General features: G+C 52.9%; 22 protein-coding genes and 4 tRNA genes. 10 read left to right on the top strand and 16 right to left on the bottom strand.

Annotation, left to right across the window (positions count from 1 at the left end; translation table 11 throughout):
- Positions 1–13: 13 nt before the first annotated feature.
- The gene (locus tag ACQ66Q_RS07490; protein WP_430456220.1) at positions 14–712 is read left to right on the top strand and encodes a hypothetical protein; all 699 of its coding nucleotides are present in this window, start codon (positions 14–16) and stop codon (positions 710–712) included.
- A 175-nt stretch (positions 713–887) separates the two neighbouring features.
- On the opposite strand, the gene ACQ66Q_RS07485 is transcribed toward ACQ66Q_RS07490, so the two are convergent.
- The 4 genes from ACQ66Q_RS07485 to ACQ66Q_RS07470 all read right to left on the bottom strand — a co-directional run bounded on the left by ACQ66Q_RS07485 (position 888) and on the right by ACQ66Q_RS07470 (position 1,257).
- Positions 888–963 (bottom strand) — tRNA-Val (locus ACQ66Q_RS07485).
- Between the two features lie 20 nt (positions 964–983).
- Positions 984–1,059, bottom strand: a tRNA-Val gene (locus ACQ66Q_RS07480).
- A 22-nt stretch (positions 1,060–1,081) separates the two neighbouring features.
- Positions 1,082–1,157 (bottom strand) — tRNA-Val (locus tag ACQ66Q_RS07475).
- Positions 1,158–1,181: 24 nt separating this feature from the next.
- Positions 1,182–1,257: transfer RNA gene (locus ACQ66Q_RS07470), tRNA-Val, on the bottom strand.
- 252 nt (positions 1,258–1,509) lie between these two features.
- Between ACQ66Q_RS07470 and gltX the strand changes: the two genes are divergently transcribed.
- The 3 genes from gltX to ACQ66Q_RS07455 all read left to right on the top strand — a co-directional run bounded on the left by gltX (position 1,510) and on the right by ACQ66Q_RS07455 (position 4,473).
- Positions 1,510–2,922, top strand: a complete 1,413-nt coding sequence (gltX, locus tag ACQ66Q_RS07465; protein ID WP_430456219.1) for a glutamate--tRNA ligase — start codon at positions 1,510–1,512, stop codon at positions 2,920–2,922.
- 106 nt (positions 2,923–3,028) lie between these two features.
- On the top strand, positions 3,029–3,934 hold the full coding sequence (locus ACQ66Q_RS07460) for a DUF481 domain-containing protein (RefSeq protein ID WP_430456218.1): 906 nt from the start codon (positions 3,029–3,031) through the stop codon (positions 3,932–3,934).
- Positions 3,934–4,473 carry a hypothetical protein gene (locus tag ACQ66Q_RS07455; protein WP_430456217.1) on the top strand — a complete coding sequence of 180 codons (540 nt, stop codon included), beginning with the start codon at positions 3,934–3,936 and terminating at the stop codon, positions 4,471–4,473. The genes ACQ66Q_RS07460 and ACQ66Q_RS07455 overlap by 1 nt, the downstream gene beginning before the upstream one ends.
- Positions 4,474–4,652: 179 nt before the next feature.
- On the opposite strand, the gene serA is transcribed toward ACQ66Q_RS07455, so the two are convergent.
- The 6 genes from serA to ACQ66Q_RS07425 all read right to left on the bottom strand — a co-directional run bounded on the left by serA (position 4,653) and on the right by ACQ66Q_RS07425 (position 11,893).
- Positions 4,653–5,879, bottom strand: a complete 1,227-nt coding sequence (gene serA / locus ACQ66Q_RS07450) for a phosphoglycerate dehydrogenase (protein ID WP_430456216.1) — start codon at positions 5,877–5,879, stop codon at positions 4,653–4,655.
- Between the two features lie 74 nt (positions 5,880–5,953).
- The gene (rpiA, locus tag ACQ66Q_RS07445; RefSeq protein ID WP_430458541.1) at positions 5,954–6,610 is read right to left on the bottom strand and encodes a ribose-5-phosphate isomerase RpiA; all 657 of its coding nucleotides are present in this window, start codon (positions 6,608–6,610) and stop codon (positions 5,954–5,956) included.
- Between the two features lie 275 nt (positions 6,611–6,885).
- Positions 6,886–7,974, bottom strand: a complete 1,089-nt coding sequence (locus ACQ66Q_RS07440) for a calcium/sodium antiporter (RefSeq protein ID WP_430456215.1) — start codon at positions 7,972–7,974, stop codon at positions 6,886–6,888.
- A gap of 196 nt (positions 7,975–8,170) precedes the next feature.
- The gene (locus ACQ66Q_RS07435) at positions 8,171–9,529 is read right to left on the bottom strand and encodes a hypothetical protein (protein WP_430456214.1); all 1,359 of its coding nucleotides are present in this window, start codon (positions 9,527–9,529) and stop codon (positions 8,171–8,173) included.
- Positions 9,530–9,656: 127 nt separating this feature from the next.
- On the bottom strand, positions 9,657–11,471 hold the full coding sequence (locus tag ACQ66Q_RS07430) for an ABCB family ABC transporter ATP-binding protein/permease (RefSeq protein ID WP_430456213.1): 1,815 nt from the start codon (positions 11,469–11,471) through the stop codon (positions 9,657–9,659).
- 137 nt (positions 11,472–11,608) lie between these two features.
- Positions 11,609–11,893, bottom strand: coding sequence for a pyrimidine/purine nucleoside phosphorylase (locus tag ACQ66Q_RS07425; protein ID WP_377247700.1), 285 nt, complete (start codon positions 11,891–11,893; stop codon positions 11,609–11,611).
- 249 nt (positions 11,894–12,142) lie between these two features.
- Here ACQ66Q_RS07425 and ACQ66Q_RS07420 point away from each other — a divergent pair, with 249 nt between their 5' ends.
- Positions 12,143–13,474, top strand: a complete 1,332-nt coding sequence (locus ACQ66Q_RS07420; RefSeq protein WP_430456212.1) for a diguanylate cyclase domain-containing protein — start codon at positions 12,143–12,145, stop codon at positions 13,472–13,474.
- Positions 13,475–13,568: 94 nt separating this feature from the next.
- Here ACQ66Q_RS07420 and ACQ66Q_RS07415 read toward each other — a convergent pair whose 3' ends face one another.
- A complete protein-coding gene (locus ACQ66Q_RS07415) occupies positions 13,569–15,833 on the bottom strand; it encodes an Orn/Lys/Arg decarboxylase N-terminal domain-containing protein (RefSeq protein ID WP_430456211.1) in 2,265 nt (754 codons plus the stop codon).
- A gap of 410 nt (positions 15,834–16,243) precedes the next feature.
- Between ACQ66Q_RS07415 and ACQ66Q_RS07410 the strand changes: the two genes are divergently transcribed.
- Positions 16,244–17,356: a type 1 glutamine amidotransferase domain-containing protein gene (locus tag ACQ66Q_RS07410; RefSeq protein ID WP_430456210.1), complete on the top strand. Its 1,113-nt coding sequence runs from the start codon at positions 16,244–16,246 to the stop codon at positions 17,354–17,356.
- On the top strand, positions 17,353–18,576 hold the full coding sequence (locus ACQ66Q_RS07405; RefSeq protein ID WP_430456209.1) for a retropepsin-like aspartic protease: 1,224 nt from the start codon (positions 17,353–17,355) through the stop codon (positions 18,574–18,576). Before ACQ66Q_RS07410 ends, ACQ66Q_RS07405 begins: the two co-directional genes overlap by 4 nt.
- 7 nt (positions 18,577–18,583) lie before the next feature.
- Here ACQ66Q_RS07405 and ACQ66Q_RS07400 read toward each other — a convergent pair whose 3' ends face one another.
- The 4 genes from ACQ66Q_RS07400 to ACQ66Q_RS07385 all read right to left on the bottom strand — a co-directional run bounded on the left by ACQ66Q_RS07400 (position 18,584) and on the right by ACQ66Q_RS07385 (position 22,546).
- On the bottom strand, positions 18,584–19,333 hold the full coding sequence (locus ACQ66Q_RS07400; protein ID WP_430456208.1) for a DUF3307 domain-containing protein: 750 nt from the start codon (positions 19,331–19,333) through the stop codon (positions 18,584–18,586).
- Positions 19,326–19,964, bottom strand: coding sequence for a hypothetical protein (locus ACQ66Q_RS07395; RefSeq protein WP_430456207.1), 639 nt, complete (start codon positions 19,962–19,964; stop codon positions 19,326–19,328). The genes ACQ66Q_RS07400 and ACQ66Q_RS07395 overlap by 8 nt, the downstream gene beginning before the upstream one ends.
- A 287-nt stretch (positions 19,965–20,251) precedes the next feature.
- The gene (locus tag ACQ66Q_RS07390; protein WP_430456206.1) at positions 20,252–22,153 is read right to left on the bottom strand and encodes an alpha-amylase family protein; all 1,902 of its coding nucleotides are present in this window, start codon (positions 22,151–22,153) and stop codon (positions 20,252–20,254) included.
- A 117-nt stretch (positions 22,154–22,270) separates the two neighbouring features.
- The gene (locus tag ACQ66Q_RS07385) at positions 22,271–22,546 is read right to left on the bottom strand and encodes a hypothetical protein (RefSeq protein ID WP_430456205.1); all 276 of its coding nucleotides are present in this window, start codon (positions 22,544–22,546) and stop codon (positions 22,271–22,273) included.
- A 260-nt stretch (positions 22,547–22,806) separates the two neighbouring features.
- Between ACQ66Q_RS07385 and ACQ66Q_RS07380 the strand changes: the two genes are divergently transcribed.
- The 3 genes from ACQ66Q_RS07380 (at position 22,807) to ACQ66Q_RS07370 (ending at position 25,251) form a co-directional block, all read left to right on the top strand.
- Positions 22,807–22,974: a hypothetical protein gene (locus ACQ66Q_RS07380; RefSeq protein WP_430456204.1), complete on the top strand. Its 168-nt coding sequence runs from the start codon at positions 22,807–22,809 to the stop codon at positions 22,972–22,974.
- Between the two features lie 48 nt (positions 22,975–23,022).
- On the top strand, positions 23,023–23,397 hold the full coding sequence (locus ACQ66Q_RS07375) for a hypothetical protein (RefSeq protein WP_430456203.1): 375 nt from the start codon (positions 23,023–23,025) through the stop codon (positions 23,395–23,397).
- 138 nt (positions 23,398–23,535) lie between these two features.
- Positions 23,536–25,251, top strand: a complete 1,716-nt coding sequence (locus ACQ66Q_RS07370; protein ID WP_430456202.1) for a M28 family metallopeptidase — start codon at positions 23,536–23,538, stop codon at positions 25,249–25,251.
- Positions 25,252–25,357: 106 nt separating this feature from the next.
- On the opposite strand, the gene ACQ66Q_RS07365 is transcribed toward ACQ66Q_RS07370, so the two are convergent.
- Entirely contained in the window at positions 25,358–26,086 is a 729-nt protein-coding gene (locus tag ACQ66Q_RS07365) for a hypothetical protein (RefSeq protein ID WP_430456201.1), read from the bottom strand.
- Positions 26,087–26,131 lie beyond the last annotated feature (45 nt).

Below are 26,131 nucleotides of genomic sequence, written 5' to 3'. Positions count from 1 at the left end.
ATGGAGAACCCTGATGTATCTGAGTCGAATGATCCCGTTATCTGTCTGTTCATTGCTGGCGCTGACCGGCTGTGACAATGAATTTAAACTCGGTGCTGATGCGGACGTCGTCAGTTACAACTTTCAGCACGGCGCACAAAATTGGACTGCCGGTTTTGCCGATTATCCAAGCAATGACGCGGCCACTTATGAACTCGCCAGCGGTCTGCGCAACCTGCCGACCGGCTTTCAGGGCAGCGGTTTTATGCTCAGTGGCCATAACCGCAGTGACGATTTGTTTATGTTTATCAAACGGAAAATCAGCGGTTTATCACCTTCAAGCAAATACAAAGCACAGTTAAAGGTCACATTCCTCAGTAATGCAGGGGCGGGGTGCATGGGCATTGGCGGTGCGCCGGGTGAATCCGTCTGGCTGAAATTCGGTTATGCCGACAAAGAACCCAAACAAGATGGCTTCACATTAAATATCCCCAAAGGAGACCAGTCGCAGGATGGAGCACAAGCCAAAGTACAGGGGGATGTTGCTGTGGCAGATGCTAAATGTGATGGCTCGGTCTACAAAGCCAAAACACTGAAAAACAGCGAAAAAACACTAGACATCACCACGACCGCCGACGGGTCGGTCTGGTTGTTTGTCGGCACAGATTCCGGTTTTGAAGGCAAAACGACGTTGTATTACCAGAATATCGAAGTGCGTTTTACCCCGAAATAAGTATCAGATGTGGTGCTTTTGCCTGGCAGTCAGTCCCGTTGCCGGGCTTTTTTATGGGCGAAAGGTTCAGGGACGGGATGCATGGTGTTGCCAGAAGTATCAGAAAAAATCAGCGGGTGATGCGCAGCATCGCAAAGCAACAATTTGAAATGTATGGAAAATTTAAACGAAGATTTGGTGGATGCTACTGGGATCGAACCAGTGACCCTCGCCTTGTAAGGGCGATGCTCTCCCAGCTGAGCTAAGCATCCCGGGAATATCACAGAAGAATTGGTGGATGCTACTGGGATCGAACCAGTGACCCTCGCCTTGTAAGGGCGATGCTCTCCCAGCTGAGCTAAGCATCCTGGGGATATACTGTCGATGATATGGTGGATGCTACTGGGATCGAACCAGTGACCCTCGCCTTGTAAGGGCGATGCTCTCCCAGCTGAGCTAAGCATCCCGGGAATATCACACGACAACGTTATGGTGGATGCTACTGGGATCGAACCAGTGACCCTCGCCTTGTAAGGGCGATGCTCTCCCAGCTGAGCTAAGCATCCGTCCTAACGTTCGGCGGTCATTATAGGGACCGGGCTTTTTGTGTCAATAATATTTTGTGATATTACAGCCGGGTGCTGCAAAAGTAGGCGTTTTACCGGCGATTGCACAGCATTTGCACAAAGCCTTTGCTGAGAACGGCCAAGAGGCTGGTCGTCGCGTCGAACGGATAGCCCGCGGTCAGAATGGCAGACAAAACACTGTCAATATTGCTACAATAGCGCCCATTTTTCGACAGACCTTCTGGAAGCCTTATGTCTACTGTGACCCGTTTCGCCCCAAGTCCTACCGGTTACCTGCACGTCGGCGGTGCCCGTACTGCGTTGTATAGCTGGTTATATGCCAAAAAAACTGGCGGCAAGTTTATTCTGCGGATTGAAGATACTGATTTGGAACGCTCCACTCAGGCCTCTGTAGACGCCATTATGGACGGGATGAACTGGCTGGAACTGGACTGGGATGAAGGTCCGTATTATCAGACTAAACGCTTTGATCTGTATAAAGAAGTGGTTGCCCAGTTGCTGGCGGAAGGTAAAGCGTATAAGTGTTTCTGCACACCGGAAGAAGTCGACGCGATGCGTGAAGCACAAATGGCTGCCGGCGAAAAACCAAAATATAACGGCATGTGGCGGGAGCGCACCGACCACCCGGCCGACAAACCGTTTTGTATTCGTTTCAAAAACCCGCTGGATGGTGTCGTGGTTATCGACGACATGATCAAAGGCCGCATCGAAGTCGCGAACGCGGAACTCGATGATCTGGTGATCGCGCGTAGCGACGGTACACCAACCTATAACCTGACTGTCGTCGTCGACGACTGGAAAATGGGCGTCACTCATGTCATTCGTGGCGACGATCACGTCAACAACACCCCGCGGCAGATGAACATTCTGGCTGCTTTGGGTGCGACGTTGCCGAAGTATGCGCACGTGCCGATGATTCTGGGCGATGACGGTAAACGTCTGTCTAAGCGTCATGGCGCTGTCGGTGTGATGCAGTACCGTGACTACGGTTTCCTGCCGGAAGCGCTGTTGAACTATCTGGTACGCCTTGGCTGGTCACACGGCGACCAGGAGATTTTCAGCCGCGACGAGCTGGTTGAACTGTTTGATTTATCAGCCTGTAACCGCGCACCTTCAGCCTTTAATACCGAAAAACTGCTGTGGTTAAACCAACACTATATCCGCACATCGCCAGCGGCGCATGTAGCGAAACACCTGCAGTGGCATGTCGAAGATCAGAAACTGGATATCAGCAATGGGCCAAGTCTGGAACAGCTGATTGCCGTGCAGGGTGAGCGGGTGAAAACGTTAAAAGAAATGATCGAAGTCAGTCGCTATTTCTATGAAGACTTCAGTGTTTTTGAAGAAAACGCCGCGAAAAAACACCTGCGCCCGGTTGCTGCTGAGCCGTTAAAAGCCGTGCAGGCGCACCTTGCTGCACTGACTGAATGGACGGCAGAAGCGGTGCACGCTGCCATTAATGGCGCGGCAGAAAGCTTAGGCTTAGGCATGGGCAAAGTCGGCATGCCGCTGCGCGTTGCTGTGACTGGTGGCGGCAATTCGCCCTCACTGGATGTCACTTTAGCCTTGATCGGTAAAGACCGTTGTCTGGCGCGGATTGATCTGGCGCTGGCCTTTATCGCTGAGCGCGGTGAAGCTGCATAATCGATCATTTGCAGGCGAAAATACGCCCGGATAAAGCCAGTCAGTGACTGGCTTTGCTATTTCTCAGGCAGCAAGACTGCCGCTGTTTATTTAAAAAGAGTGTGTTGTGAAGAAGTTTTTATCGTTGGTAATTTTGACGGGTAGTTTGTATTTGGCACCGGCTCACAGCAATGCTGCAGAGCTGGAAAATAATGTTCAGGCCATCCCGCTTGGGCAATCCGCGTTGCCGCAGGAAAAGCTGCGCTCCGGCCAGACCTATCAGCAGTTAAAGGAAAATGCGTTCTCGACTGAATCTGCCTTTGGTGGTGACAAGGTGCAGACCATAGATCCGGACCGAGTCTGGGGCGGTGATGTTGAACTGGGCTTAGTGCTCAGTAGCGGTAACACCCAATCGACGGCTATTCGCACTAACGCCGAGTTGATGCACGAATTGACTGATTTCCGCAATAAATACCTGATCCAGACGCTGATCCAACGCAATAGTCAGTTTGACGAAGCGACCGGCGACAAAACCCGTTACACCACGGCGCAGCGGGTCAATCTGGTCGCGCAGAGTAATTATAAGTTTTACCAGAGTGAACACAGTATCTTCGGCCGGGCATCTTATTTAAACGACCGCTTTGGTGCTTTTGAAGAGCAGGGATCGCTAGCGGCCGGTTATGCGATGCGGGCTTACCAGCAAGGTGATGACTACCTTGATTTGGAAACGGGTCCTGGTATCGCTTATCAGCAGACCAGCGATAAAAACACCAGCAGCGGTATGATTTGGTGGGTCGCGGCCAACCTCGATTATCACTTAACTGAAAGCAACAGTTTCCGTCAGGCGCTGGAGTGGTCGGTATCACTCGATGGCAAAAACTCCAGCTGGCAAAGCCGTTCCAGCCTGACGTCACAGGTTAATGGCCGGTTGTCGATGCGGTTGAATTTCACTGTTAAATACGATTCAAACCCGGGGCAATTTCGGCAGAAGACCGATACTGAAACTTCAGCAACGCTGGTGTATTCGTTCTGATGCGCGCGTTTTTGGGGTTTAGTCTGATGTTGATGAGCGCTGCCAGCAGCGCTGCGGTGGATGCTTATCAATGGTTGCTGCCGGACAGTTATCAGCAGCAACCGACGGACTCTGTACTCAGCATCAACTTTAAAAATCCGCAGCAGGTCCTGCTGAACCTGACTTTTCATGTTGACGATGAATGGCGGGATGTACCGGCCGAAACCATGCGTGATGAGTTTATTGATGGCTTACTGGCAGTGCCCGGTGTGAAATCCGGTCGGCGTTTTGTGCTGAAGTTACCGGCTAAAACGCTGGGAAAACGCCAAATTCCGGCGCGGGATTTCTATTGTCAGGACTGGCAGGGGCCAGGCCTGAAAAAAGGCAGTAAGCAGATTGGCCGGATTTGTGTGCTGGCGCAGCAGGCACTGCGGGTGGTGGTCAGTCTGAATAGTCCAGCGGCGCAGGCAAAAAGCGCGGCAGAAGATTATCAGCTGGCATTATCGAGTGTAAGTTTCGATTGGGAAGCGCTGGTGCAGCTGCGCGATAGTCAGCCTTAACTTCAAACAGTTATTGCATGAGTTGCATGATGATTTGTGGTGGGTGTCGCGACGCTCGACCCACCCTACATACCAAGCTTGAAATGACGGGGTGTCGCTTTGCCCGAGCACCCCACACCTGCCGGAGCAAAGTGTAGGGGGCAATGAGCGTGCGAATTGCACCGATAAAAATCGACGTATCAGTGTAATACCCGGGCTTTTAACGTGCCCGGAATCGCTTTCAGTTCGTTCAATGCCTGTTCCTGGTCATCACTGTCGATATCAATCACCACATAACCGATTTCGGCGTTGGTTTGCAGATACTGACCTGAGATGTTGATGCCGTGACGGGCAAAAGCTTCGTTGATTTTGGTCAGCATGCCCGGCTGGTTTTTGTGGATGTGCAGCAGGCGCGAGCGGCCTTTGTGCTCCGGCAGCGACACTTCCGGGAAATTGACCGCAGACAACGTTGAGCCATTGTCAGAGTATTTCACCAGTTTACCGGCCACTTCATAACCAATGTTTTCCTGTGCTTCCTGGGTAGAACCACCGATATGCGGGGTCAGGATCACGTTGTCAAAAGCACGCAGAGGAGAGACAAATTCTTCGTCGTTGCCGGTTGGTTCCACCGGGAATACGTCGATGGCAGCGCCAGCCAGTTTTTTACTGTCCAGTGCTGCAGCCAAAGCATCGATATCGACCACAGTGCCACGCGAGGCGTTAATCAGAATGGAACCGGCTTTCATCAGATCCAGTTCCGCTTCGCCAATCATATTTTTGGTTTGTGGCGTTTCCGGTACGTGCAAAGTCACCACATCGGATGTTTTCAGCAGGGTAGAGAAGTCGACCTGAGTGGCATTGCCCAACACCAGCTTGTCTTCAATATCGTAAAACTGCACGCGCATGCCGATATTTTCCGCCATGATCGACAACTGAGTACCGATATGGCCGTAACCGATGATCCCGAGCGTTTTGCCACGGGCTTCAAACGACTGATTGGCAGTTTTCTGCCATTCGCCACGATGGGCAGCAGCGTTACGCTGTGGAATGCCGCGCAGCAACATGATGATTTCGCCCAGCACTAGTTCTGCTACTGAACGGGTATTGGAAAACGGCGCGTTAAACACCGGAATGGCACGACGTAACGCCGCGTCTAAATCAACCTGATTGGTACCAATACAGAAACAGCCAATCGCCGCCAGCTTCTGTGCTTCCGCCAGCACTTTATCGGTCAGCTGAGTGCGGGAACGGATGCCGATAAAATGCACGTCGCGGATCTTTTCAATCAGTTCCGCTTCATCTAATGAGGTTTTTAAGTATTCAATATTGCTGTAACCCTGATTTTTAAAGGTTTGCACAGCACTTTGGTGTAAGCCTTCCAGCAACAGGATTTTGATCTTGTCTTTGGGTAACGAGTACTTTTCCATCTTCATTTCTCTTAATGTTGCAAAATTCTGGCTCGGGCTTTGGTTGTTTTATTTATTTTTTATAAGTTTTTGAATTATTTGATCACGCGGGTGCCATCGGGGCCACCAACCAGCACTATATCTGCAGCGCGGGCGGCAAACAGCCCGTTACAGACCACACCGGTGATTTGATTGATTTGTTGTTCCAGCGTCAGCGCGTCGGTGATGTGTAAATCAAACACATCCAGAATGATGTTGCCGTTGTCAGTGACCACGGCTTCACGCCAGACCGGGCTACCGCCGAGTTTTTGCAGCTCACGCGCCACATAGTTACGGGCCATCGGAATGACTTCAACCGGTAATGGAAATTTGCCCAGTACGGCCACTTCTTTGCTGGCATCGACAATACAGACAAACTGCTGCGCCACTGCGGCAACGATTTTTTCCCGGGTCAAGGCAGCGCCGCCGCCTTTGATCATGTGCCGGCTAGGATTGATTTCATCGGCGCCATCGACATACACGCTGAAGCTGTCGATGTCATTGAGATCGAATACCGCAATGCCGAGCGCCTGCATTTTTTCTGTGCTGGCGATGGAGCTCGAGACTGCGCCTTTGATTTCATCTTTGATGCTGGCTAACGCGTCGATAAAGTGATTCACAGTGGAACCAGTACCGACACCAACAATGCTGTGACGGGGGACAAATTCCAGCGCCGCCCAGGCAGCGCGTTTTTTCATTTCATCTTGCGTGATTGTCGGTTGAGTGCTTAGGGTAGACATCGGACTGCTCTTTCACGTTTAGCCATACAGACGGATATTATATCGAAAGCAGGGGCGGGCAAAAGCGCAATTTTAGTTCCTGCTGATAAATTCGCTGAATACTGGGTATGGCGATGGCATTAGTCGCGCTATCTGCGAAGTTTCAGTCAGATGTTGGTACTGAAGCCGCTGTACTATGCAAAAAGACGCCGCCAATAAAAACGCCGCAACTGTATGCGGCGTTTTTGTTTAAGCGTTGGCCAGAGAGATTAGCTGGCGACCTGTTTACGGCGCTGGCGGAAGTCGTTCAGCAGTGACAGCACCACATAGACACCGATGACCGGAATTAAGCCGTAGACGATATAATCTTGCAGCTGTGGCAGGTATTCCATTTTCAGCGTCAGCGCCACCAGATACCAGGTGTAGGCGACATAAGCGGTCAGGAATAATGCGCCTTCAATGCGGTTCAGGATGGCTCCGGCGAAGAAGAATGGCACACATAACAGCGCAACAGCCAGCATCACCGGAATATCCAGTTGTGACATTTGTTCGCCAGCGACCAATGGAATTGGTGATACCAAACCGGACAGACCCAATACACAAAGCACGTTAAAGATATTGCTACCCACCACGTTGCCGACTGCAATATCACGCTCACCGCGAATGGTGGCAACAATTGAAGTCACTACTTCAGGTAATGACGTGCCCGCAGCGACAATCGTCAGACCAATAACGGCTTCATTAACGCCCCAGGCAGTGGCCAATGCAATGGCACTTTCAACCAGCCAGCGTGCACCTAGCACCAGTAACGCCAGGCCACCCACCACAAATAACAGGTTTTGCCACATTGGATGTGGTTCTTTCAGCATGGCTTCAACTTCGTCGTCGCCACTTTCAGCGCCTTCAGCACCCTGCGCTTTGCCTTGCTTAAATAGGAAAAAGGTATAAGCCACTAAACCCGTGACTAACACGGCACATTCAATTTTATCTAATTGCAGGTCGCGGACCATCCACATCACCAGAAACGACACGCCTACCATGATTGGAACGTCTTGACGGATCAGTTGTTTGGAAATCACCAGTGGCATAATCAGTGCGGCAACACCGAGGATAAACAACACGTTAAAGATATTACTACCCACGACATTCGCAATGGCCAGTTCAGCCTGACCGGCGTATGCGGCTTTCACGCTGACCGCCAGTTCAGGTGCGCTGGTACCAAAAGCGACGACTGTTAAACCAATCACCAGGCTGGGAACACCAAAAGCGCCTGCCAGCCGGGCAGCTCCTTTAACCAGCAGGTCTGCACCAGCCACTAATAAGATCAGGCCAAGGCCCAGAAATAACCACGTCATCATGTTGTATCTACCTGTTTGAAATGTTTAGAAACAAATGCGGCAAGACTACGGGGATGTGCTCTGAAACTCAATCAAGATTAACCTGAGTGGGCCACAGTTTTGTTCGAAGTTTGCCTGAACACAGCATAGCTGGTTCCACAGAACAAAAACGGCACCCTGAGGTGCCGTTTGATATGTTAACAAAGGTCGAGCTGAATTACTTCGCCAGTGTCAGTTTAAAGCCGCTTAACGTGTTTTGCTCTTTTTCTGCCACCAACAGATAGTTGCTGCCACTGACCAGCTTGGTCAGCTCGGTCTGTGCCAGCAGGATCTTGTTGTTGTTATTGTCCTTGTGCACCACATACATCGTATATTCGCCAGCCGGCAGGGTCACGCTGGTTTGTGAGGCGTAGTTCAGCGTGGTGACGTAGTAGGCGGTATTTTCCATCGTGTAGCCCGGTTTGACGAAATACAGGCTGACCTGATCATAATCCGGAATGGTATTCACTGCATTAAACACAAAGTCATAGACCTGCGGCGTTTTCGAATCTGTCACCGTGATCGCGGCGGCTTTCTCTGCGGCATCCTGATAAAACACCACCGATTTAACGGCGCCCTGGCTTAACGTCATCAGGCCATTACGCATCACCAATGCACCTTTATCATCGGTCAGACTGACACGATAATCGCCGGCAACCACTTCGGTGTACGCACTTAACGTGTCGATGGGCAGTTTGGCAATGGCTGGTGTCGCCGTCAGATCGCCAAGGAACACACTACCGGTACCCGTGCTGTTCATCGAGTTATAGATGCGAAATTGGGCGTTACTGGTGATATCTTCCAGCGTCGTCACTGAAGTTGTATTGCCAATCAGGTCCAGCGCCAGTTTATTGCCCGCCGATGGACCTGTAGCACTGCGTAGTACCAACAGATATTCGGTTTCATAACTCAGCGTCACAGCATCTGACTTAAACAGCACTGTTTTGTCGCCACCTTTGGTGACATAAAAAATGTAGCTGCCGGTGTCATAGGTCTGGAACTGAGTCAGACCTTTGTAGCTGGCGCTGTTGACCAGCTTGGCGTCGGAAAATGCCTGATCGTCTTCAGAAATATATAAATCGTAGCTGTTGCTGTTATTGACCAGATCCAGCATGGCAACTTTGAATTGGTCATCTAATTCGTCGTCGCGGCTGAATTTAAAAGTCAGTAATTCCGGGCTGTTGAAATCACCCAGCATGGCTAAAAAAGTTTTTTCGCCGTCCGTGAGTGTTACTTTGTCAGTGCGCACTGTGGCGGTTTCGCCACTGGCCGGTGTCCAGTTTAATTCCAGATCATAACTGCCACCTTCCATCGTCACCAGACTGGTGGCATCGGCAAATGTGGCAGAACCGATGGCGATTTCATCATCATCCGACTCAATCAATTGCAAAGCGGTGTTGGCGCTGTTGGCAGAGCCGTTGTAAAACTGGATGTAAGAATCAGGGTAGGTATCAGAACCACTGCTATCTGAACTGCCGCCACATGCGGTCAAAGTGAGGCTGCTGATGGCCAGCGCCAGAATACGTAATGTCGACATAACTGCTCTCTATTGACAGGAAAACCTGGGTTTAAACGCGCCAATAGGAGCAGATTTCGCGACTTAAGTTTCTGATTTTACCGAGCTTTACTGCGCTTAATTTAAGTTAACCTAAAGCGTCGGTAGCTTAATCTAATGTGACACCTTCTTCATGTTGCTGCAGCGCCCATAACGCGGCGTATCGACCTTGTTGCGCCAGCAGTTCTGCGTGGCTGCCACTTTCCACCAGCTGGCCTTGTTCCAGCACCAGGATGCGGTCGCAATCCACCACGGTCGATAAGCGGTGCGCGATAACCAGCGCAGTATGTTCGCGTGATGCCGCGCGGATCGCCGCCATCACGGCCTGCTCACTGTGACTATCGAGGGCTGAGGTGGCTTCATCAAAAATCAGCAAGGGACTGCGTTTGAGTAAAGCCCGCGCGATAGCGATCCGTTGTTTTTCCCCACCTGAGACTTTCAGACCACGTTCGCCGACCAGCGTGGCGTCGCCTTGTGGCAGCTGATTGATAAAATCGCGCAGATGAGCGGCGTCAATCACCGCATCAATGTCGGCGTCCGTTGCATCGGGGCGGCCATAGGCAATATTGGCGCGGATGCTTTGGTTAAACAACACGGTATCCTGCGGCACTATGGCGATGTTGCGGCGCAGACTGTCGAGCGTGACGCTGCGGATATCCGCGCCATCCAACAGGATTTGCCCGCTTTGCAGATCGTAAAAACGGTATAACAACCGCGCCAGGGTACTTTTACCGGCACCGGAACTGCCGACAATAGCGACACGTTGCCCGGGTTCAATAGTGAAACTCAGCCCATTCAGGATTGGCCGCTCCGGCTGATAAGCAAACGCGACATCACGGAATTCGACCCTGGCTTGTTGCAGGTGCAATGGGGTTGCGTCAGGTTCATCGGCAATGGCTGGCGCGCGTTTGAGCAGCCCCAGCATGTTTTCAAGATCTGTTAAGGCGCGGCGAATTTCCCGATAGACAAACCCGAGAAAGTTCAGCGGCATAAACAGCTGCAGCATATACGCATTGACCATCGCCAGATCACCCAGTGTCAGCTGTTTGCCGGCAACGCCCTGAGCGGCCAGCAGCATCATCAGCGTCATCGCGAGCGCAATGATCAGTGCCTGGCCTGAGTTCAAGAAAAACAACGACATGCGGTTTTGTAATCGGGCTTTTTCCCAACCCGCCAACGACTCGTCATAGTGGCTGGCTTCATACTTTTCATTATTAAAGTACTTCACCGTTTCGTAGTTCAGCAGGCTATCCACAGCCTGGGTATTGGTGCTGGAATCGGCCTGATTGGCGGCACGGATAAACTGACTCCGCCATTCGGTCACCCGCACTGTGAACAGGATATAAATGGCCACTGCGACGGCCGTGATCACGGCATACCAAACGGAGAACAAATTCCAGAAAATCAGCGCGACCAACACGATTTCAAGCACAGTCGGCACAATGTTAAACATTAAAAAGCGCATTAAAAACGACAGGCCATTAGTGCCGCGTTCAATATCGCGACTGATGCCGCCTGTCTGGCGGTCCAGATGAAAGCCCAGTTCCAGCCGGTGTAAATGGATAAAGACTTTGAGGCCTAATGCCCGCATTGCATGTTCAGTGACCCGACCAAACAATGCATCGCGCACTTCACCAAAAAGCACCGAGCCAAAGCGCAATAAGCCATAACCGAGGATCAACCACAGCGGCAACAACGCCAGCGCATTTAGGCTGGGATCCAGCGCATCGATTATCAGTTTGAGACCATAAGGCAGCGCCAGCGTCGCCGCCTTGGCGGCGATCAGCGCCAGAATTGCCCCGAAGACATGCCAGGGAAAAGCTGCAAAATATGGGCGCATGTAGCGGATAGTTTCACTGAGGCTGGCGGCTTCTTGCCGACGGCTGGGTTCCGGTTGTTTGGCTGTAGAGCGCATACCGCGCATGCGAAGTCCTTAAGACGGGAAAAGTCAGGGCTGTATTGTGCACGCAACAGCAGCAAAGCAGAAGGGTCAGGGATACCGGGGCGCTGAAAAACAACATCCCGGTAAAACCGGGATGTTCAACACTGGCAGCAGGGGGATTAGTCCGCGTAAGTGCAGAGATAAGCGGTGTCCGTCGCAACTTGCAGCTGGAATTTCTGTCCGGCCGCTACTGCGAATGATTGACCACGGCTAAAGGTTTGCCACTGGCTTTCACCTGGCAGCAGCACCGTCAGCGCGCCGCTGACAATGGTCAGCACTTCATGCTGACTGGTACCGAATTCATATTCGCCGGGCGCCATCACGCCAACAGTGGCGGGTAATTCCTCACCGGCAAAAGCGATTGATGTCACTTTGCCATCAAAATATTGATTTACTTTAAACATGAAGTCCTCTGAATTTTATTGCAACTGCAGGCAGTAAACCTGAAAAGTTCGCTGCTGAAAAGAGAAATATAGATGTTTGGATGGCTGAAATGTTTTGGGGTTGCTTTCAGCGCGACAGATGCCTGATCAGCGCCGTTGTAGTGACGCTCAACGGAAATACAGCTGTGCTACTATCAGCAGCAACAAGCGCCGGCTGTTGATGCAGACTGGCGGATCACCTCATTCAGGCTGAACGGAATCCAATTGGATATGCAAGACCCACTGTCAATCGACTTACCTGTAGCACCTTCGTACCAGGCGCTCGGCAGTTATATTGATTTATTACTGGATTTGATTTGTGTGGTCGATGCGAGCGGGCGTTTTGTTTATGTCAGTGCCAGCGTCAGCCGGATCCTCGGCTACAGCAATACAGAGCTGCTGGGGCAGGCGATGCTGGATTATGTCTGGCCGGCCGACCGCGAACGCACGCTGGCGCAGGCGGCAAAAGTGATGTCCGGCGAAGCCGGCATGCATTTCGAAAACCGCTATCGCCACAAAGATGGTCATGCTGTTCATTTGTCCTGGTCAGCCCGCTGGTCGGATGCTGAACAAGTTCGGGTGGCCGTGGCGCGGGATATCAGCGACATCCGCCAGGCCCAGGCCCGTCAACGCGCTGTGTATGCGATTGCCGAAGCGGCACAGCTCAGTGCAGATCTGTCGGATCTCTATCAGCACGTTGTGGTCATCGTCGCGGGACTATTACCGGTGCGGCATTTTTTTATCGCATTGCCCGAACCGGATGGCAGTCGCTGGCAACTTTGTTATCAACAACATTGGCCGCAGGACAGGCAGCAAAGCACGGCGGAGTTGGCGGATCTCGATCGGTTGTGTCAGCGGGTGGCACAAAAAACCTCATCAGATCAGCTCGCTGAAGGTATTGGCAATGGCTGGTTTGGTTTGCCACTCAAAGACGGCAGCGATTTACTCGGCGTATTGTTGTTACATCCGGGGGAAGGCGTGCATTACAGTGCGGCCGATCTGGAATTACTCAGTTATGTCACAGTGCAAATTACTGCTGCGATTTCACGCAAAACCATGCTGCTGCGCCTGCAGCAGTTGGCGCTTTATGACAGCCTGACCGGTCTTGCCAACCGGACTTTGTTGCTAGACCGGTTACAGGCGGCGTTACAACGGGCCAGCCGTGACGAGCAGCCACTGGCATTGCTCTACCTGGATCTGGACCGTTTTAAACAGGTCAATGACAACTTTGGCCATCCGGTCGGCGATTTGTTGTTACAACAAACTGCAGAGCGCATTGTGCACGCGGTCCGGCAAACTGATACGGTCGCTCGTTTTGGCGGCGACGAATTTGTGATCTTACTGGAGCACCTGCATCAGCAAGATACGGCGGCAAAAGTGGCAGAAAAAATCCGTTCGGCGCTGACGGCCCCATTTCTGCTGGCCGGTCGGCAATTACAGATTGCTCCCAGTATTGGTATTGCTTTGTTTCCCGATCATGGCTCTGACAGCCGGCAATTATTGTTGCATGCCGATGGTGCTATGTATCGCGCAAAGCGTCATGGTGGTGATCGCGTCGAATGATCGTGTCGAGTGAGCAGAACACAAGCAACCTGATTGATATTTCGATAAAAAAACGCCGGCAACTGCCGGCGTCTTTTTCAATGAAGTCTGATATTTAGACTTTCACACAGTCGACGTAATACACCAGTTTGCCATCTTGTTGCATCGTGCTGAGACCGTGAATGTAGGTCTCAAAGCCCGGGAACTTGTGGTTAAACTCGCGGGCGAACTTCAGGTAGCTGACGATGGTCTCGTTAAAGACTTCGCCCGGTACCAGCAGCGGAATGCCTGGTGGGTATGGCGTTAACATCACCGCGGTGATACGGCCAGTCAGTTCATCCAGCGGCACCCGTTCAATGCGTTTGTGCGCCATGCGGGCAAAGGCATCGGCTGGTTTCATCGCCGGTACCATCTCAGACAAGTACATCTCTGTGGTCAGCTTGGCGATGTTATTGGCTTTGTAAATCTCGTGGATCTGGTCACACAGGTCTTTTAAGCCGATGCGCTCATATTGCGGAAACTTGGCGATAAATTCCGGCAATACGCGCCACAGTGGCGCATTTTTGTCGTAATCGTCTTTAAATTGCTGCAGCGCGGTCACCATGGTGTTCCAGCGGCCTTTGGTGATGCCGATGGTGAACATGATGAAAAACGAGTACAGGCCGGTCTTTTCAATGACGACGCCATGTTCAGCCAGGTACTTGGCCACAATCGCAGCCGGAATGCCGCTATCGGCGAAATTGCCGTCAACGTTTAAGCCTGGCGTCAGAATAGTGGCTTTAATCGGGTCGAGCAGGTTAAAGCCTTCGGCGATATCACCAAAGCCGTGCCAGTTTTCGTCGGCATGCAGCATCCAGGAAGCACGTTCATCGAGGCCTTCGTCGGTTAAATCGTCCGGGCCCCAGACGCGGAACCACCAGTCGTCGCCGTATTCCTGATCGACTTTGCGCATCGCACGACGGAATTCCAGCGCTTCGTCTAACGACTCTTCCACCAGCGCCGTGCCGCCTGGCGCTTCCATCATGGCAGCAGCCACGTCACAGGAGGCAATAATGGCGTATTGCGGGCTGGTCGACGTGTGCATCAGATAGGCTTCGTTAAACAGATGGGTATCGAGCTTATTCTGATTGGCGTCCTGTACCAGGATTTGCGAGGCTTGTGAAATACCGGCCAGCAATTTGTGGGTGGACTGCGTAGCGAATACCATCGACGTATCACAACGTGGACGGCCTTCACCGATCGCATGGTAATCACCATAGAAGTCGTGGAATGCCGCGTGCGGTAACCAGGCTTCGTCAAAGTGCAGCGTTTCAATCTCACCGTCGAGCAGCGTTTTAATTTCTTCAACGTTATACAAAATACCGTCATAGGTACTTTGCGTGATGGTCAGCACGCGCGGTTTGACGTCTGGATCTTTCGCCAGAATTTCACGGATAAACGGGTTCGCTTCCATCTTGCGGCGAATGGTCGCAGGTTCAAATTCGCTGCGCGGAATCGGGCCGATAATGCCGTAGTGGTTGCGCGTTGGCATCAGGAACACCGGCACTGCGCCGGTCATCATGATGGCGTGCAGAATCGACTTGTGACAGTTACGGTCAACGACAACGATATCACCCGGTGCCACTGTGCTGTTCCAAACGATTTTGTTTGAAGTGGAAGTCCCGTTGGTGACAAAGAACAAATGGTCGCAGTTAAAAATTCGTGCGGCGTTGCGCTCGGAGGCAGCCACCGGCCCGGTGTGGTCTAACAGTTGGCCAAGCTCATCCACCGCATTACAGACGTCCGCCCGCAGCATGTTTTCACCAAAGAACTGGTGGAACATCCGGCCGACCGGTGATTTTAAGAACGCCACGCCGCCAGAGTGACCCGGGCAGTGCCAGGAGTAAGAACCGTCCTGCGCATAATGGGTCAGGGCACGGAAAAATGGTGGTGCCAGGCCATCCAGGTAACTTTTTGCTTCGCGGATGATGTGACGCGCCACGAATTCCGGCGTGTCTTCATGCATGTGAATAAACCCATGCAGTTCGCGCAGAATGTCGTTTGGAATATGGCGGGCGGTGCGGGTTTCGCCGTACAGGTAAATCGGAATATCCGGGTTACGGTGACGGATCTGTTCGACAAAGCTACGCAGTTGCGCCAGCACCGATTGGGCTTCTTCGGCACTGCCGCCGCCGAATTCTTCATCGTCGATCGACAGAATAAAACCGGCAGCGCGGCTTTGCTGCTGGGCGAATGAGGTTAAATCGCCATAGCTGGTGTAACCAACCACATCCATGCCGGCCGCTTCGATGGCACTGGCCAGTTCGCGAATACCAGATCCGCTGGTGTTTTCAGAGCGGAAATCTTCATCGATGATCACAATAGGAAAATAAAAACGCATGGGCGGTTCCTCTACAGGGACTCCAACAATAGGAGCGGCACCTGACTGCACAGATATGCAGTTTTGGCTGGCAAAATGGGTTTGAAATTTGCTTCGGTCGATCCGACTTGGACCCGACATCAGGCCGGGTTGGAAAACCTGCACAAGATACCTGAAATCTGGTTTTTTTCCAGTGAAAATCTGATGAATGCAGCAAAATCGCCAAATTGGTTGGCCTGAGGTACGCAGCAGGCCGGCACCGTGTTTGGCCGCAGTTTGGTCTGGTTATAGATATGCGTATTTAATGCTTCAACATGCAGTTGCTGTTATCGGGAAAGGTTGTGTGGTGATCTGGCGGCGTGGGCGCTGATTTGACACTTTTTTCACATCTGCGCTGCCACAGTCTGCAGGAGTGAAAAAGGAGCTGAATCATGTGGAAGAAAATATTGCGGGGCGTGGCGCTTGGATTATTACTGCTGGTGGTATGTGGTGCCGGGACTGGCTGGTGGCTCGCAGGCCTGTTTGACGCCGAGGTGGATCAGGTTGCGCTGCAACGGACCGTGCCGGAGCAAGTCCCATATCTGCAGCAATTGCCGCCAGCCAGCCGCGGCAGAGTGCTGGCGGTGGTCAGCAGTACGGCGCTGTATCCGGCAGCCGTCGTTGAAGGCAAGGTGAAAAAAACCGGTTATGAACTGACTGAACTTGCCCGGTTTTATTGGGTGCTGCGTGCCAATGGTTTTACCGTGGATATTGCGAGTCCCAACGGTGGTGACGCGCCGCGCGTGCTGGATGGCGATGACATGGGCCAATATGACTATGCCTTTTTAAATGATGCCGCAGCGATGGGCAAAGCGCGCGCGACACTGCGGCTCGCTGATGTCGACCCGGCACAGTATCAGGCGGTCTATTTCGTCGGTGGCAAAGGTGCGATGTACGACTTCCCGGACAATCCCGATGTCGCCCGGCTGCTGCAGGCCATGCTGGACGCTGACAAACTGGTGCTGGCGGTCTGCCACGGTCCGGCAGCGCTGCTGCAGACGCAGCGTACGGCCGGGCCATCCTGGCTTACCGGCAAAAAACTGACGTCCTTTACCAATGCTGAAGAATTGCTGCTGATGCCAGAAGCGGAACAGCGGTTTGGTTTTTTATTACAAAGCAAACTGCAGCAACAAGGCGCTGAATTCAGCGAAGGGCACCGTTATCTGCCGAATCTGGTGGTAGATGGCCAACTGATCACCGGCCAGAATCCTTGGTCAGTCTGGGCGCTGGCTGAAGCGGCTGTGACTGTGCTGGGGGCAGAGCCGGTGCCACGCCCGGTCAGTGCCGAAGAACAAACGATGCAATTGCTGCACACTCTGGCACAGCAAGGGGAACAGGCGGCAACCGCGCAGATCCCGGAATTATTGCAACAAGGCGCGCTGCAACGGGATTTGTTAGTGATGATGGCGCTGGTATCCGCGCTGGCGGGTGACTGGAATGAAGCCTGGCAGCGCCTGCAGCTGACTGTTGCCGTCAAGGCCAGCCAGCAGGAGGCGACGCAGTGAAGTGCATCGGCTGTCAGCGGTTTTTGTTGTTGTCTTGTGTGATCTTGCTGCTTTATGGCTGTGGTATTGCCAACAACTTACGTTTGCGACAGGCCAATGATGGCCTCAGCATGCATTGGACCGCCAGCACGCAGTCTCAGCGGTTGCCGGCGCAGTTTGAAGGTTTTCGGCCTTTTATCCGGGTGCGTGTCAATCAGCAGACTGAATTGATGCTGCTGGTGGATTCCGGTGCCGCATTTACCGTCCTTTGGGATACCGCCGCTGTGCGGCAACTCAAACTGGTACAGGGTTATCCGCTGGAGGTCGGCGGCTTTGGCACTGACAAAGATGCCAGCGCATATCAGTCGACTTTAGCGTTAGTAGATCTCGGACCTGCCCGGTTTGAGCAGGTCCAGGTGGCAGTGGTTCCGCTCGCCGCCAGCAGTTATTTTTTGCAACCAGATGAAGCGGTGTTTGACGGGGTTTTGGGTTATGACCTGATGCGGCATTTTAGCTGGGAGTTCGACCGGATGGCTGGGCGCATCATGTTGTCGTCACAGCCTTACTCGCCAGGGCCAGAGCAGCAGATGCAGCCGTTTGAGCTCAGCTGGCGGAAAGTAGTGGTGAAAAGCAGCATCCAGCTCAATAGCACAGTGCGGTTAGCGCAAGACGTGCTGCTGGACACCGGCAGCCGGCATTTTCTGAAGATCAATGCTTTGTACCTGCAGGAGCATCAGCTGAATCTAGATGGTCCGCTGCGGGAAGGCGCTGATTTCGGCCTCAGCGGCCGTCATGCGAACTTGCGCGGGCAGGTCCGCAGTTTACAGCTCGGTGCGGTGCAACTGTCGCCGGTGCCGGTGAATCTGATGGCGGCGGATGATGCAGATGACTGGTGGCTGGTCGGTAGCGGCGTCCTGATGCAACATCAGTTAGTGCTGGACTACCTGAGCGGTCAATGGTTATTGCAGTCACAGCACGATGCGTCTTACCAGGCTCAGAGTAATCTGACGGGCCTGGAGCTGCGCAAACTGAGCAATGGTTTTTTTATCGTCAGGGACAATCTGAATCCGCAACTACAGGGTTGGTTAGCGCCCGGCGATCAGATTGTCCGGATTGCCGGCCTTGCAGCAAACGAGGTGAATGAATTGCGCTGGATAGAACTGAGCAGCACAACAGGCAGCCTGCAGCTTTGCAAAGCTGCCGCAACGAAGGATTGCCGGGACATCCTGTTGTCGCCGTGAACGAGGTTCAGGCCATGCCACTAAGCAACCAACGCACAATCAGGCCGATGCCCAGACTGATGCTGACGCTGAGTAAAGTGCCGAGTAACACGTACTCGGTCAGCTTCATGTCCTGCGCCCGCGACAGATCGCCAAAGCGGAATACCGATTTGGCGGCCAGCATAAAGCCAATAGCACCAAATTGATCGAGCAGCACAAAAGTCAGAATCAGGCCACGTTCCAGCATCCCGATATAATGGCCGCCAGAGAGCAATCCCTGCATTGGCAGGCTGAGCAGTTCGGGTCGCCAACTGCGCAGCAATTGCCCGATCAGTACGGACGTTGGCGTCAGCACCAGCAGATAAGCGATGAGCAAGACTGCCGTGTGTTCCGGCATGGCAGGCGGCCACCAAAACCAGTTTGCCGTGTAAGCAGACCAGAGCAACAGCAGCACAACCAGATGGGCCAGCTGATCGAGTAAAAATGCCATCAGGCCATTGCTGCTGTAAGACTTGGCGACATCAATCAGGTAGTGGCTAAGGCCAATCATCAGCGCCAGTGCAACCGCCATCAGACTGTCGTGACTCCAGCCATAGCTCCATTGCCAGGTCAAAATCACTGCGAGACTCAGTCCCATATGCACTGAAACATGCAACTGTAATTTGGGTGATTTCCAGTGCCATTGCAGCCGGTCTTTGACCCAGCTCAGCGGTTGCAGATAAAAATCGCCCAGCACATGCGCCAGTAACAGCAACAATAACAAATCCAGTTCACTCATCACGTGGCACTCCATCGGATGGCTGATAGCGATTGCTGAAATAATCAACAACCTGAACAATTAAACTGTATTGCGCCTGATTCAGCAAATGGGTGATGTTTACGCGGGATGTATTAAAGAAAACGGCCAGTTGCTGATGTTGCGGGCGTTGTTGCTGCAGATACGCCAACAGCACGGCCGCCTGGCGTGCGGTCAGTTGTTGCAGTTGTACCGACACCAGCTGCAACAGCAGCTGTTCGGCGGTACTCAGCGGCTGTTGCAGATCGAGCCACTCCCAGCGGGTTTGCTGCAAATCGTCGAGCAATTGGCCGGATAAAGTAAACGCCTGACCGGTCGACTGGTTTAAATCAGCCCGCAGTTGTTCCGCTGGCGCCACCGCGATTGCAATACGGGCGTCGGACTGCAGACTGATCAGGGTAAGCCTGGTTTGTAAGGCTGCGTTAAACGCCAGCTCAGGCAGAGTAGCAAGCTGAAAACCATCACCGCGATAGACAACAGGCGTGGCGACGCCCGCAGGACAAAACTTTGCCAGGCATTGTTGCAGTGCCTGCATCAGCAGCGGGTAACGGCTGGCGTCGACTGCAGAAGACCGCACCAGATCACCGGTCAGGATCGCATATATGTTCATCATTCGCTCCGGGAGTCGCCGCTCCGTAACTTGCAAATAAGAGAATCGCGAATAACAGAGTCGCAAAAAAGAGCGTCGCGAATCAAACAGCTTACAGCGTGGGCGGCGTACCAATCAGAGCATAGCGATTTTATGGAAGTAATCAAATTTAATTACATTAATCCATGTAATCATATTTAATTACATCTTAAGGTGAAACTGCCGGCGTTTACCGGCAGTGCTTGCCGCCTGCAAGGACAAGCCAGACACGGTGAAAAAAGCCGTGTCCGGGATCTGAGGCGTATTAGGGGCTAAGGCTGCAGCAACACCAGCACACTGTTGGCTTTCACGGTCAGCGGAACCACCGCAACGCCGGAGTCCACCTGTAGTGTGTAGGCATGACCACTGAACAATTCAGTCAGCGCGACCGGGCCACGGGTCAATTGCCATTGTTGGACTAAATCTGCCGGTAATTGCAGTTTGAAGCGGGACGCTGAGTCGGCGAAATTAGCCACCACAATCAGCCGCTGCTGCGGGTTGCTGCGGGCAAAAGCCAGCATTTGTTCACTATAACCAGGCGTTTGTAAATGTTGCTGATGTAGCGGGAATAACTGGCCGCGCAGCGCAGGCGCTGTGGCGCTGAAGTGCAGCAGCTTAGCGTAAAATTCACGCAGATCGCGTTGTGCCGGCGTCAGATTACCACCGTCAAAACGGCCACCATTGAGCCAGCCCTGATGCGCCGGCACGCCGGCATAGTCAAAAATAGTGGTGCGGCTTGGCTGGCCAAAACCACTGGCTAACGCACCGGCTTCGCCCACTTCCTGACCAAAATACAACATGGTCGGCGCAGTTCCAATCAGCGTGGAGACCACCATGGCCGGTTTACCTTTTTCCGCGTTGCCGGCAAATTCCGGGCTGGCAATGCGTTGCTCATCATGGTTCTCCAGAAATTTCAGCATGTGGCCATCGATATCGGCCACTTCCAGTTGCCTGGCTAGCACCTCAGACGCCGAGCCTTTGCCTTGCATCAGCAGCTTCAGACTGTCGTAAAACCCAACTTTGTCATACAGATAATCCATTTTGCCCAACTGGATATAATCCCGGTACAACTGTGGCTGATACACTTCGGCCAGTAACAAGGCATCAGGTCGCTGTTGTTTGATCTGACTGTTTAAATAACTCCAGAATTCGACCGGCACCATTTCGGCCATGTCATAGCGAAAGCCATCGACCCCCAGCGCCAGCCAAAACTGCGTGATATCACGGAATTTTACCCAGGAATCCGGTACTGTTTTGCCTTGCCAGAAGGCGACATGTTCGCTACTGCTGCGGCCGGCAAAATCGGCCGGCAGGCGATCAAAATCGTAACTGCCGTCTGGTTTGACGCCATAGTTAATTTTGACCGTTTCATACCAGTCATTAAAATCTGGTTGCGCGGCGCGGGCGCCATTACCCGTCCATTTCGCCGGATTTTCGTCAAATTTGCCGTCCGCCAGTGGATGCGCTTCGCCACCCAATGGCTGAAACCCGGCCGGCAGCGCCGGCAGGACAAAAGGCTGTCCCGGTACGTAATAGAAGTTATTGTTTTTGGCATATTCTACGGACGTATCGTCATCGGCACCAAAATCGCGGACCCCGGCAGGCTTCCCCAAAGACTGATAATGCCTTGCCACATGGTTCGGCACTATATCGATCACCACTTTGATGCCATGCCGATGCGCCCGGCTGAGCAAGGCCCTGAATTCATCCATTCGCCGGGCCGGATCGACTGCCAGATCCGGATTGACGCTGTAGTAGTCTTTCACCGCATAGGGTGAGCCGGCACGGCCTTTGACCACATCCGGATCATCGGCACTGATGCCATAAGCACTGTAGTCGGCGATTAACGCATGATGGGGTACGCCCGTCAGCCACAGATGCGATACACCCATTTGTTTCAACGCCAGCAGGGCAGCGTCATTGATGTCATTAAATTTGCCGACGCCATTTTGGGCGGCGCTGCCCCAGGGGATATTGGCCGGATTGTTGTTGCCAAATAAGCGGGTAAACGCCTGATAAACAACTATTTTACCGACTGGTTCGGCGATAGCTGATGTCGATTCCTGCACGGATGCCGGCACCGCAGCCGGCACCGATGCTGAAGGGGCGGGGTTACAGGCACTGAGCAGCATGGCTGTGCCGCAAAAAGTAGCTAACAAATTGAATTTCATCATGGTTTTTCATTTTTTCTTTAAATCCGGATACGGCATGCTATCACGCCGACCGCTGGCATCGCAGCGCTGTGCATACGTTTGCATGTTCCGGCCGTGTGCATTTATGGATTGTTAGCGCTATGGATTGTAGCGCTGGTCCAGCGTATCAATCAGCTGCAGCAGATACAGATTATCCACCGCGCCGGGTCGCTCCAGCTTGCAGCTACCGGTTTCTGTTAACACCAGTACCGCATCGCCGCTGGTAAAATAGACATGATGGCCAAAAAAACTCACCGCCACTTCCAGCCCGTGCAGACGATAACCACAGCCAAAAGGCGTGTCAGCCACCACACCAAAGTGTTCTGTCGTGGCAAAAACCCGCAATAATTTTTGGCTGGGTGGTAAAGTGGACATACGGGCTAACCTGAGCCTAAACCTGGATGATGATCACTGACCCTAGCATAGTTCAGCTGATTTTAACCTGCGTCTTTACGGCGTGTTGATGTTTGGTGGTTAAGTTTTGTTCGAGGTGGTGGCGTTTTGGGCGCGAAGCGAGGCGCGTGGCATAGTCATTCTATGTGAGCAACGAGTGCCAAAGCCCAAAGCACCACCAAACTGCTGCAAAAACAAACACCAAACGTCAACACGCCCTAGTACATACCGGAACATTCAAGATGAAATTTACACCGTTGTTTTTAGTGGCCACATTGTTTGCTGGCAGTTACAGCGTGACGGCAACAGCCGCTGATGCTGCTTTATTGCAAGCCCTGCAGCCTTATTGCGGCAAAGCTTTTGCCGGCAAGTTAATCAGCCAGTCTCCAGAAGATGCGGCGATGGCCTAGCAAGCTTTGATTGTGCATGTCGCGGACTGTCGCAATGGCGAAGTGCGGATGCCGTTCCATGTCGGAGAAGACCGTTCCCGTACCTGGGTGTTGCGCGCATTGCCGCAAGGTTTACAACTCAAACATGATCATCGGCATCAGGACGGCAGCCATGATGAGTTGACGATGTACGGTGGTACATCTGCTGATCCTGCGAATGCATTGACGCAGAATTTTCCTGCTGATGCCTACAGCAAGCTGATGTTTCAGGCGCTTGGCAGAACCGCTGCGCCGGCGAATGTCTGGTCTTTCACACTGGAACCGGGCCACACGCTGACTTACCGTTTAAGCCGGCCCGGCCGCGAATTTGCCGTTGCCTTTGATTTAACCCGGCCGGTTGCACTGCCGCCGCCGGCCTGGGGCGCTGCGGCTCGTACACGCTAACGAATGGATGCGATTAACTGTGGCCGGTCTGAGATCGGTCACACTGGTACTTCAGCGCCTGCTTTAGTAACATCAGAGCGCTGTCAGTCCGATGGCAACCCCATAACGACAACAATCACCTCAGGTGATGGAGATTTTATGAAACCACAATTCTGGTTTTCAGGAACATGGTTAGCGCTCAGCGCCTGCCTTGGCCTGGCGGCCTGTCAAAAGCAGCCGGAACCGGCGGCAGCGACAGCGGCCCCGGCTGAAGCGGCAGCCGCGACAGCAACCACAACGCCCGCAGCACTGCCGGACACCGAGTTCAACCCCAAGCTTGCTGAATACATCAAAACCTTATCGTCTGACGATTTCCAGGGCCGCGCGCCAGCCACCAAAGGCGAAGAAAAAACCCTGGCCTATTTGTCTGAACAGTTCAAACGCATTGGTTTAAAACCACAGCCGGACGGCACATACATTCAGCCGGTACAGCTGGTGCAAATCGATCCAAAAGAAGTGTCAGCAATGACCTTCAGTGGTGACAAAGCGCCGGCGCCGTTTAAATACCGCGACCAGATGTTTACCTGGACCACGCGCGTGACTGAATTCAGCGAAATCAAAGATTCAGAGCTGGTATTTGTCGGTTATGGCATCGTCGCGCCGGAATACGACTGGAACGACTACGAAGGCCTCGATGTCAAAGGCAAAACCGTGGTGATGTTTGTCAACGATCCGGGTTATGCCACGCAGGATCCGAAACTGTTCACCGGCAATGCGATGACCTATTACGGTCGCTGGACTTACAAGTTTGAAGAAGCGGCCCGTCAGGGCGCTGCCGGCGCGTTAATTGTGCACGAAACCGATGCCGCCTCTTATGGCTGGCATGTGGTTGCTGGTGGTTCTGCCACCAAGTTCGACCTGATTAATCCAAACAAAAATGCCGATCGCACCGCCATCGAAGGCTGGGTCACAACTGAATCGGCCAATACTTTGTTTGGTGTCATTGGTGAAAACATCGAATCGATGCGCAAAAAAGCGCTGAGCAAAGATTTTGCGCCGATCCCACTTGGCATCAAAGCGTCAGTGTCGGTGAAAAGCAATGTGCGTGAGCTGACTTCCGGCAACGTCGTTGGCATCATCGAAGGCAGTGAAAAACCGGATGAAGCCATTTTATATATGGCGCACTGGGATCACCTGGGCCTTGATTTCGCCAATCCGACTAACAAGGTGTTTAACGGCGCGCAAGACAATGCTTCCGGTACCGGCGCGTTAATCGCCATGGCGGAATATTATGCGGCGCAGCCGAAACCAAAACGCTCGATCGCGTTTGTCGCTGTGACGGCGGAAGAGCGCGGCCTGCTGGGTTCTGCCTGGTATGCCAAACATCCGGTGTTCCCGCTGAACAAAACAGTCGCTGGCATTAACATGGACGTGATCAACGTCGATGGCCCGATGAAAGATATGACGGTAGTCGGGTTTGGTAACTCCGAGCTGGAAGTGCTGCTGAAAAAGTACACTGAACAACAAGGCCGCTATATCGCCCCGGAAAACAACCCGGCGGCCGGTTCTTACTACCGCTCAGATCACTTTAATCTGGCGAAAAAAGGCGTGCCGATGTTGTACGCCAAAGGTGGGGTAGACAGTGTCGACCACGGCAAAGAGTGGGGCATCAAACAGCGTGAAGAGTTTAATAAGTGCTGTTACCACAAAGTGGAAGACGAGTACAAAGACAGCTGGGACCTGCGTGGTGCACAGCAAGACATGTTCTTGTATTACCGCGTGGGCCGCGAGCTGGCAGATGATACCAGCGCCTGGCCGAATTGGTATGAAGGCAAAGAGTTTAAAGCTGCCCGCGATGCGTCTTTAGCGCAATAACGGATACGCTTATGAAAAATCCCTGCCTGGCAGGGATTTTTTTATTCTGCGCACCGCAAATCGCGGCCTGTACGCAGCGCAGCGCGCAGTCTGATCGCGCTCCGGCTCAGTCATCCAATGCGGGCTGTACCGGTTTGGGCAAAGGGCGTTTATCTTTGGCACCGGCAACAGTTTTTTTCAGTACAGTCGCCAGTGGTTCTAATAAATCGCTATGGCGCTGGTGCAGATAATGATACAAACCAGCGCGAGCCAGTGTACCTGGCAGCATTGAGATGCCGGCCTGCTCAGTTTTGGCGGGCAGAACACTTTGCACCGATTGCTGATCTTCCAGTAACACGTCGATTTTGCCCTGCACCAACATACCTACCGCTTGTTCGAGCGTAGTCACCGGCACTGGATGGCCGGCATACTGCAGTTGACTGGCCAAGCGAAAACCACGGACAAATCCGACCCGGACGTTTTTCATCAATATCCAGTCGCGTAACATGTTCTTCTGCTCGGTACGGACAAACGCCAGCAATTCAATGCTGGCGAGCTGTACCGGCACTTGTCGCAACTGGGGAAATTCGTGCTGCACCCCATCGATGCGGAATAATTCGCCGTCATACAGGCCGCGATCGGTCATTTGTAACGATCGCCCGGCCGGTAACCGTACCACTTGCATCTGGTAACCGAGTCTGCTGTAAGCCCGTTGTAATTGTTGTTCGATTTGGTTGGATAAAGTCGACTTACTGAGACTGGTTGCGATCTGCAGCGTGTGCGGCGCTACGTCTGCAGCATGCAGCGGCATGCTCAACGTCAGTGCCAGAATCAACCCGCGGGCAAGTTGCAGCATCCAGTCTCCTTTTGCACGTGCTGATGAGATGACTATACCGATCTG

The sequence above is a fragment of the Rheinheimera sp. genome (genome assembly GCF_965283995.1).
GTDB lineage: Bacteria > Pseudomonadota > Gammaproteobacteria > Enterobacterales > Alteromonadaceae > Pararheinheimera.
This window is presented reverse-complemented; position numbering and strand designations above follow the sequence as displayed.

Coding starts and splice junctions, on each gene's coding strand:
- ACQ66Q_RS07380 (WP_430456204.1), top strand. CDS start 22,807: ATGAAATTTACACCGTTGTTTTTAGTGGCCACATTGTTTGCTGGCAGT.
- ACQ66Q_RS07395 (WP_430456207.1), bottom strand. CDS start 19,964: ATGATGAACATATATGCGATCCTGACCGGTGATCTGGTGCGGTCTTCT.
- ACQ66Q_RS07425 (WP_377247700.1), bottom strand. CDS start 11,893: ATGTTTAAAGTAAATCAATATTTTGATGGCAAAGTGACATCAATCGCT.
- gltX (WP_430456219.1), top strand. CDS start 1,510: ATGTCTACTGTGACCCGTTTCGCCCCAAGTCCTACCGGTTACCTGCAC.
- ACQ66Q_RS07370 (WP_430456202.1), top strand. CDS start 23,536: ATGAAACCACAATTCTGGTTTTCAGGAACATGGTTAGCGCTCAGCGCC.
- ACQ66Q_RS07365 (WP_430456201.1), bottom strand. CDS start 26,086: ATGCTGCAACTTGCCCGCGGGTTGATTCTGGCACTGACGTTGAGCATG.
- ACQ66Q_RS07415 (WP_430456211.1), bottom strand. CDS start 15,833: ATGCGTTTTTATTTTCCTATTGTGATCATCGATGAAGATTTCCGCTCT.
- ACQ66Q_RS07455 (WP_430456217.1), top strand. CDS start 3,934: ATGCGCGCGTTTTTGGGGTTTAGTCTGATGTTGATGAGCGCTGCCAGC.
- ACQ66Q_RS07400 (WP_430456208.1), bottom strand. CDS start 19,333: ATGAGTGAACTGGATTTGTTATTGTTGCTGTTACTGGCGCATGTGCTG.
- ACQ66Q_RS07410 (WP_430456210.1), top strand. CDS start 16,244: ATGTGGAAGAAAATATTGCGGGGCGTGGCGCTTGGATTATTACTGCTG.
- ACQ66Q_RS07390 (WP_430456206.1), bottom strand. CDS start 22,153: ATGATGAAATTCAATTTGTTAGCTACTTTTTGCGGCACAGCCATGCTG.
- ACQ66Q_RS07385 (WP_430456205.1), bottom strand. CDS start 22,546: ATGTCCACTTTACCACCCAGCCAAAAATTATTGCGGGTTTTTGCCACG.
- ACQ66Q_RS07435 (WP_430456214.1), bottom strand. CDS start 9,529: ATGTCGACATTACGTATTCTGGCGCTGGCCATCAGCAGCCTCACTTTG.
- ACQ66Q_RS07430 (WP_430456213.1), bottom strand. CDS start 11,471: ATGCGCGGTATGCGCTCTACAGCCAAACAACCGGAACCCAGCCGTCGG.
- ACQ66Q_RS07420 (WP_430456212.1), top strand. CDS start 12,143: ATGCAAGACCCACTGTCAATCGACTTACCTGTAGCACCTTCGTACCAG.
- ACQ66Q_RS07440 (WP_430456215.1), bottom strand. CDS start 7,974: ATGATGACGTGGTTATTTCTGGGCCTTGGCCTGATCTTATTAGTGGCT.
- ACQ66Q_RS07490 (WP_430456220.1), top strand. CDS start 14: ATGTATCTGAGTCGAATGATCCCGTTATCTGTCTGTTCATTGCTGGCG.
- ACQ66Q_RS07375 (WP_430456203.1), top strand. CDS start 23,023: ATGCCGTTCCATGTCGGAGAAGACCGTTCCCGTACCTGGGTGTTGCGC.
- serA (WP_430456216.1), bottom strand. CDS start 5,879: ATGGAAAAGTACTCGTTACCCAAAGACAAGATCAAAATCCTGTTGCTG.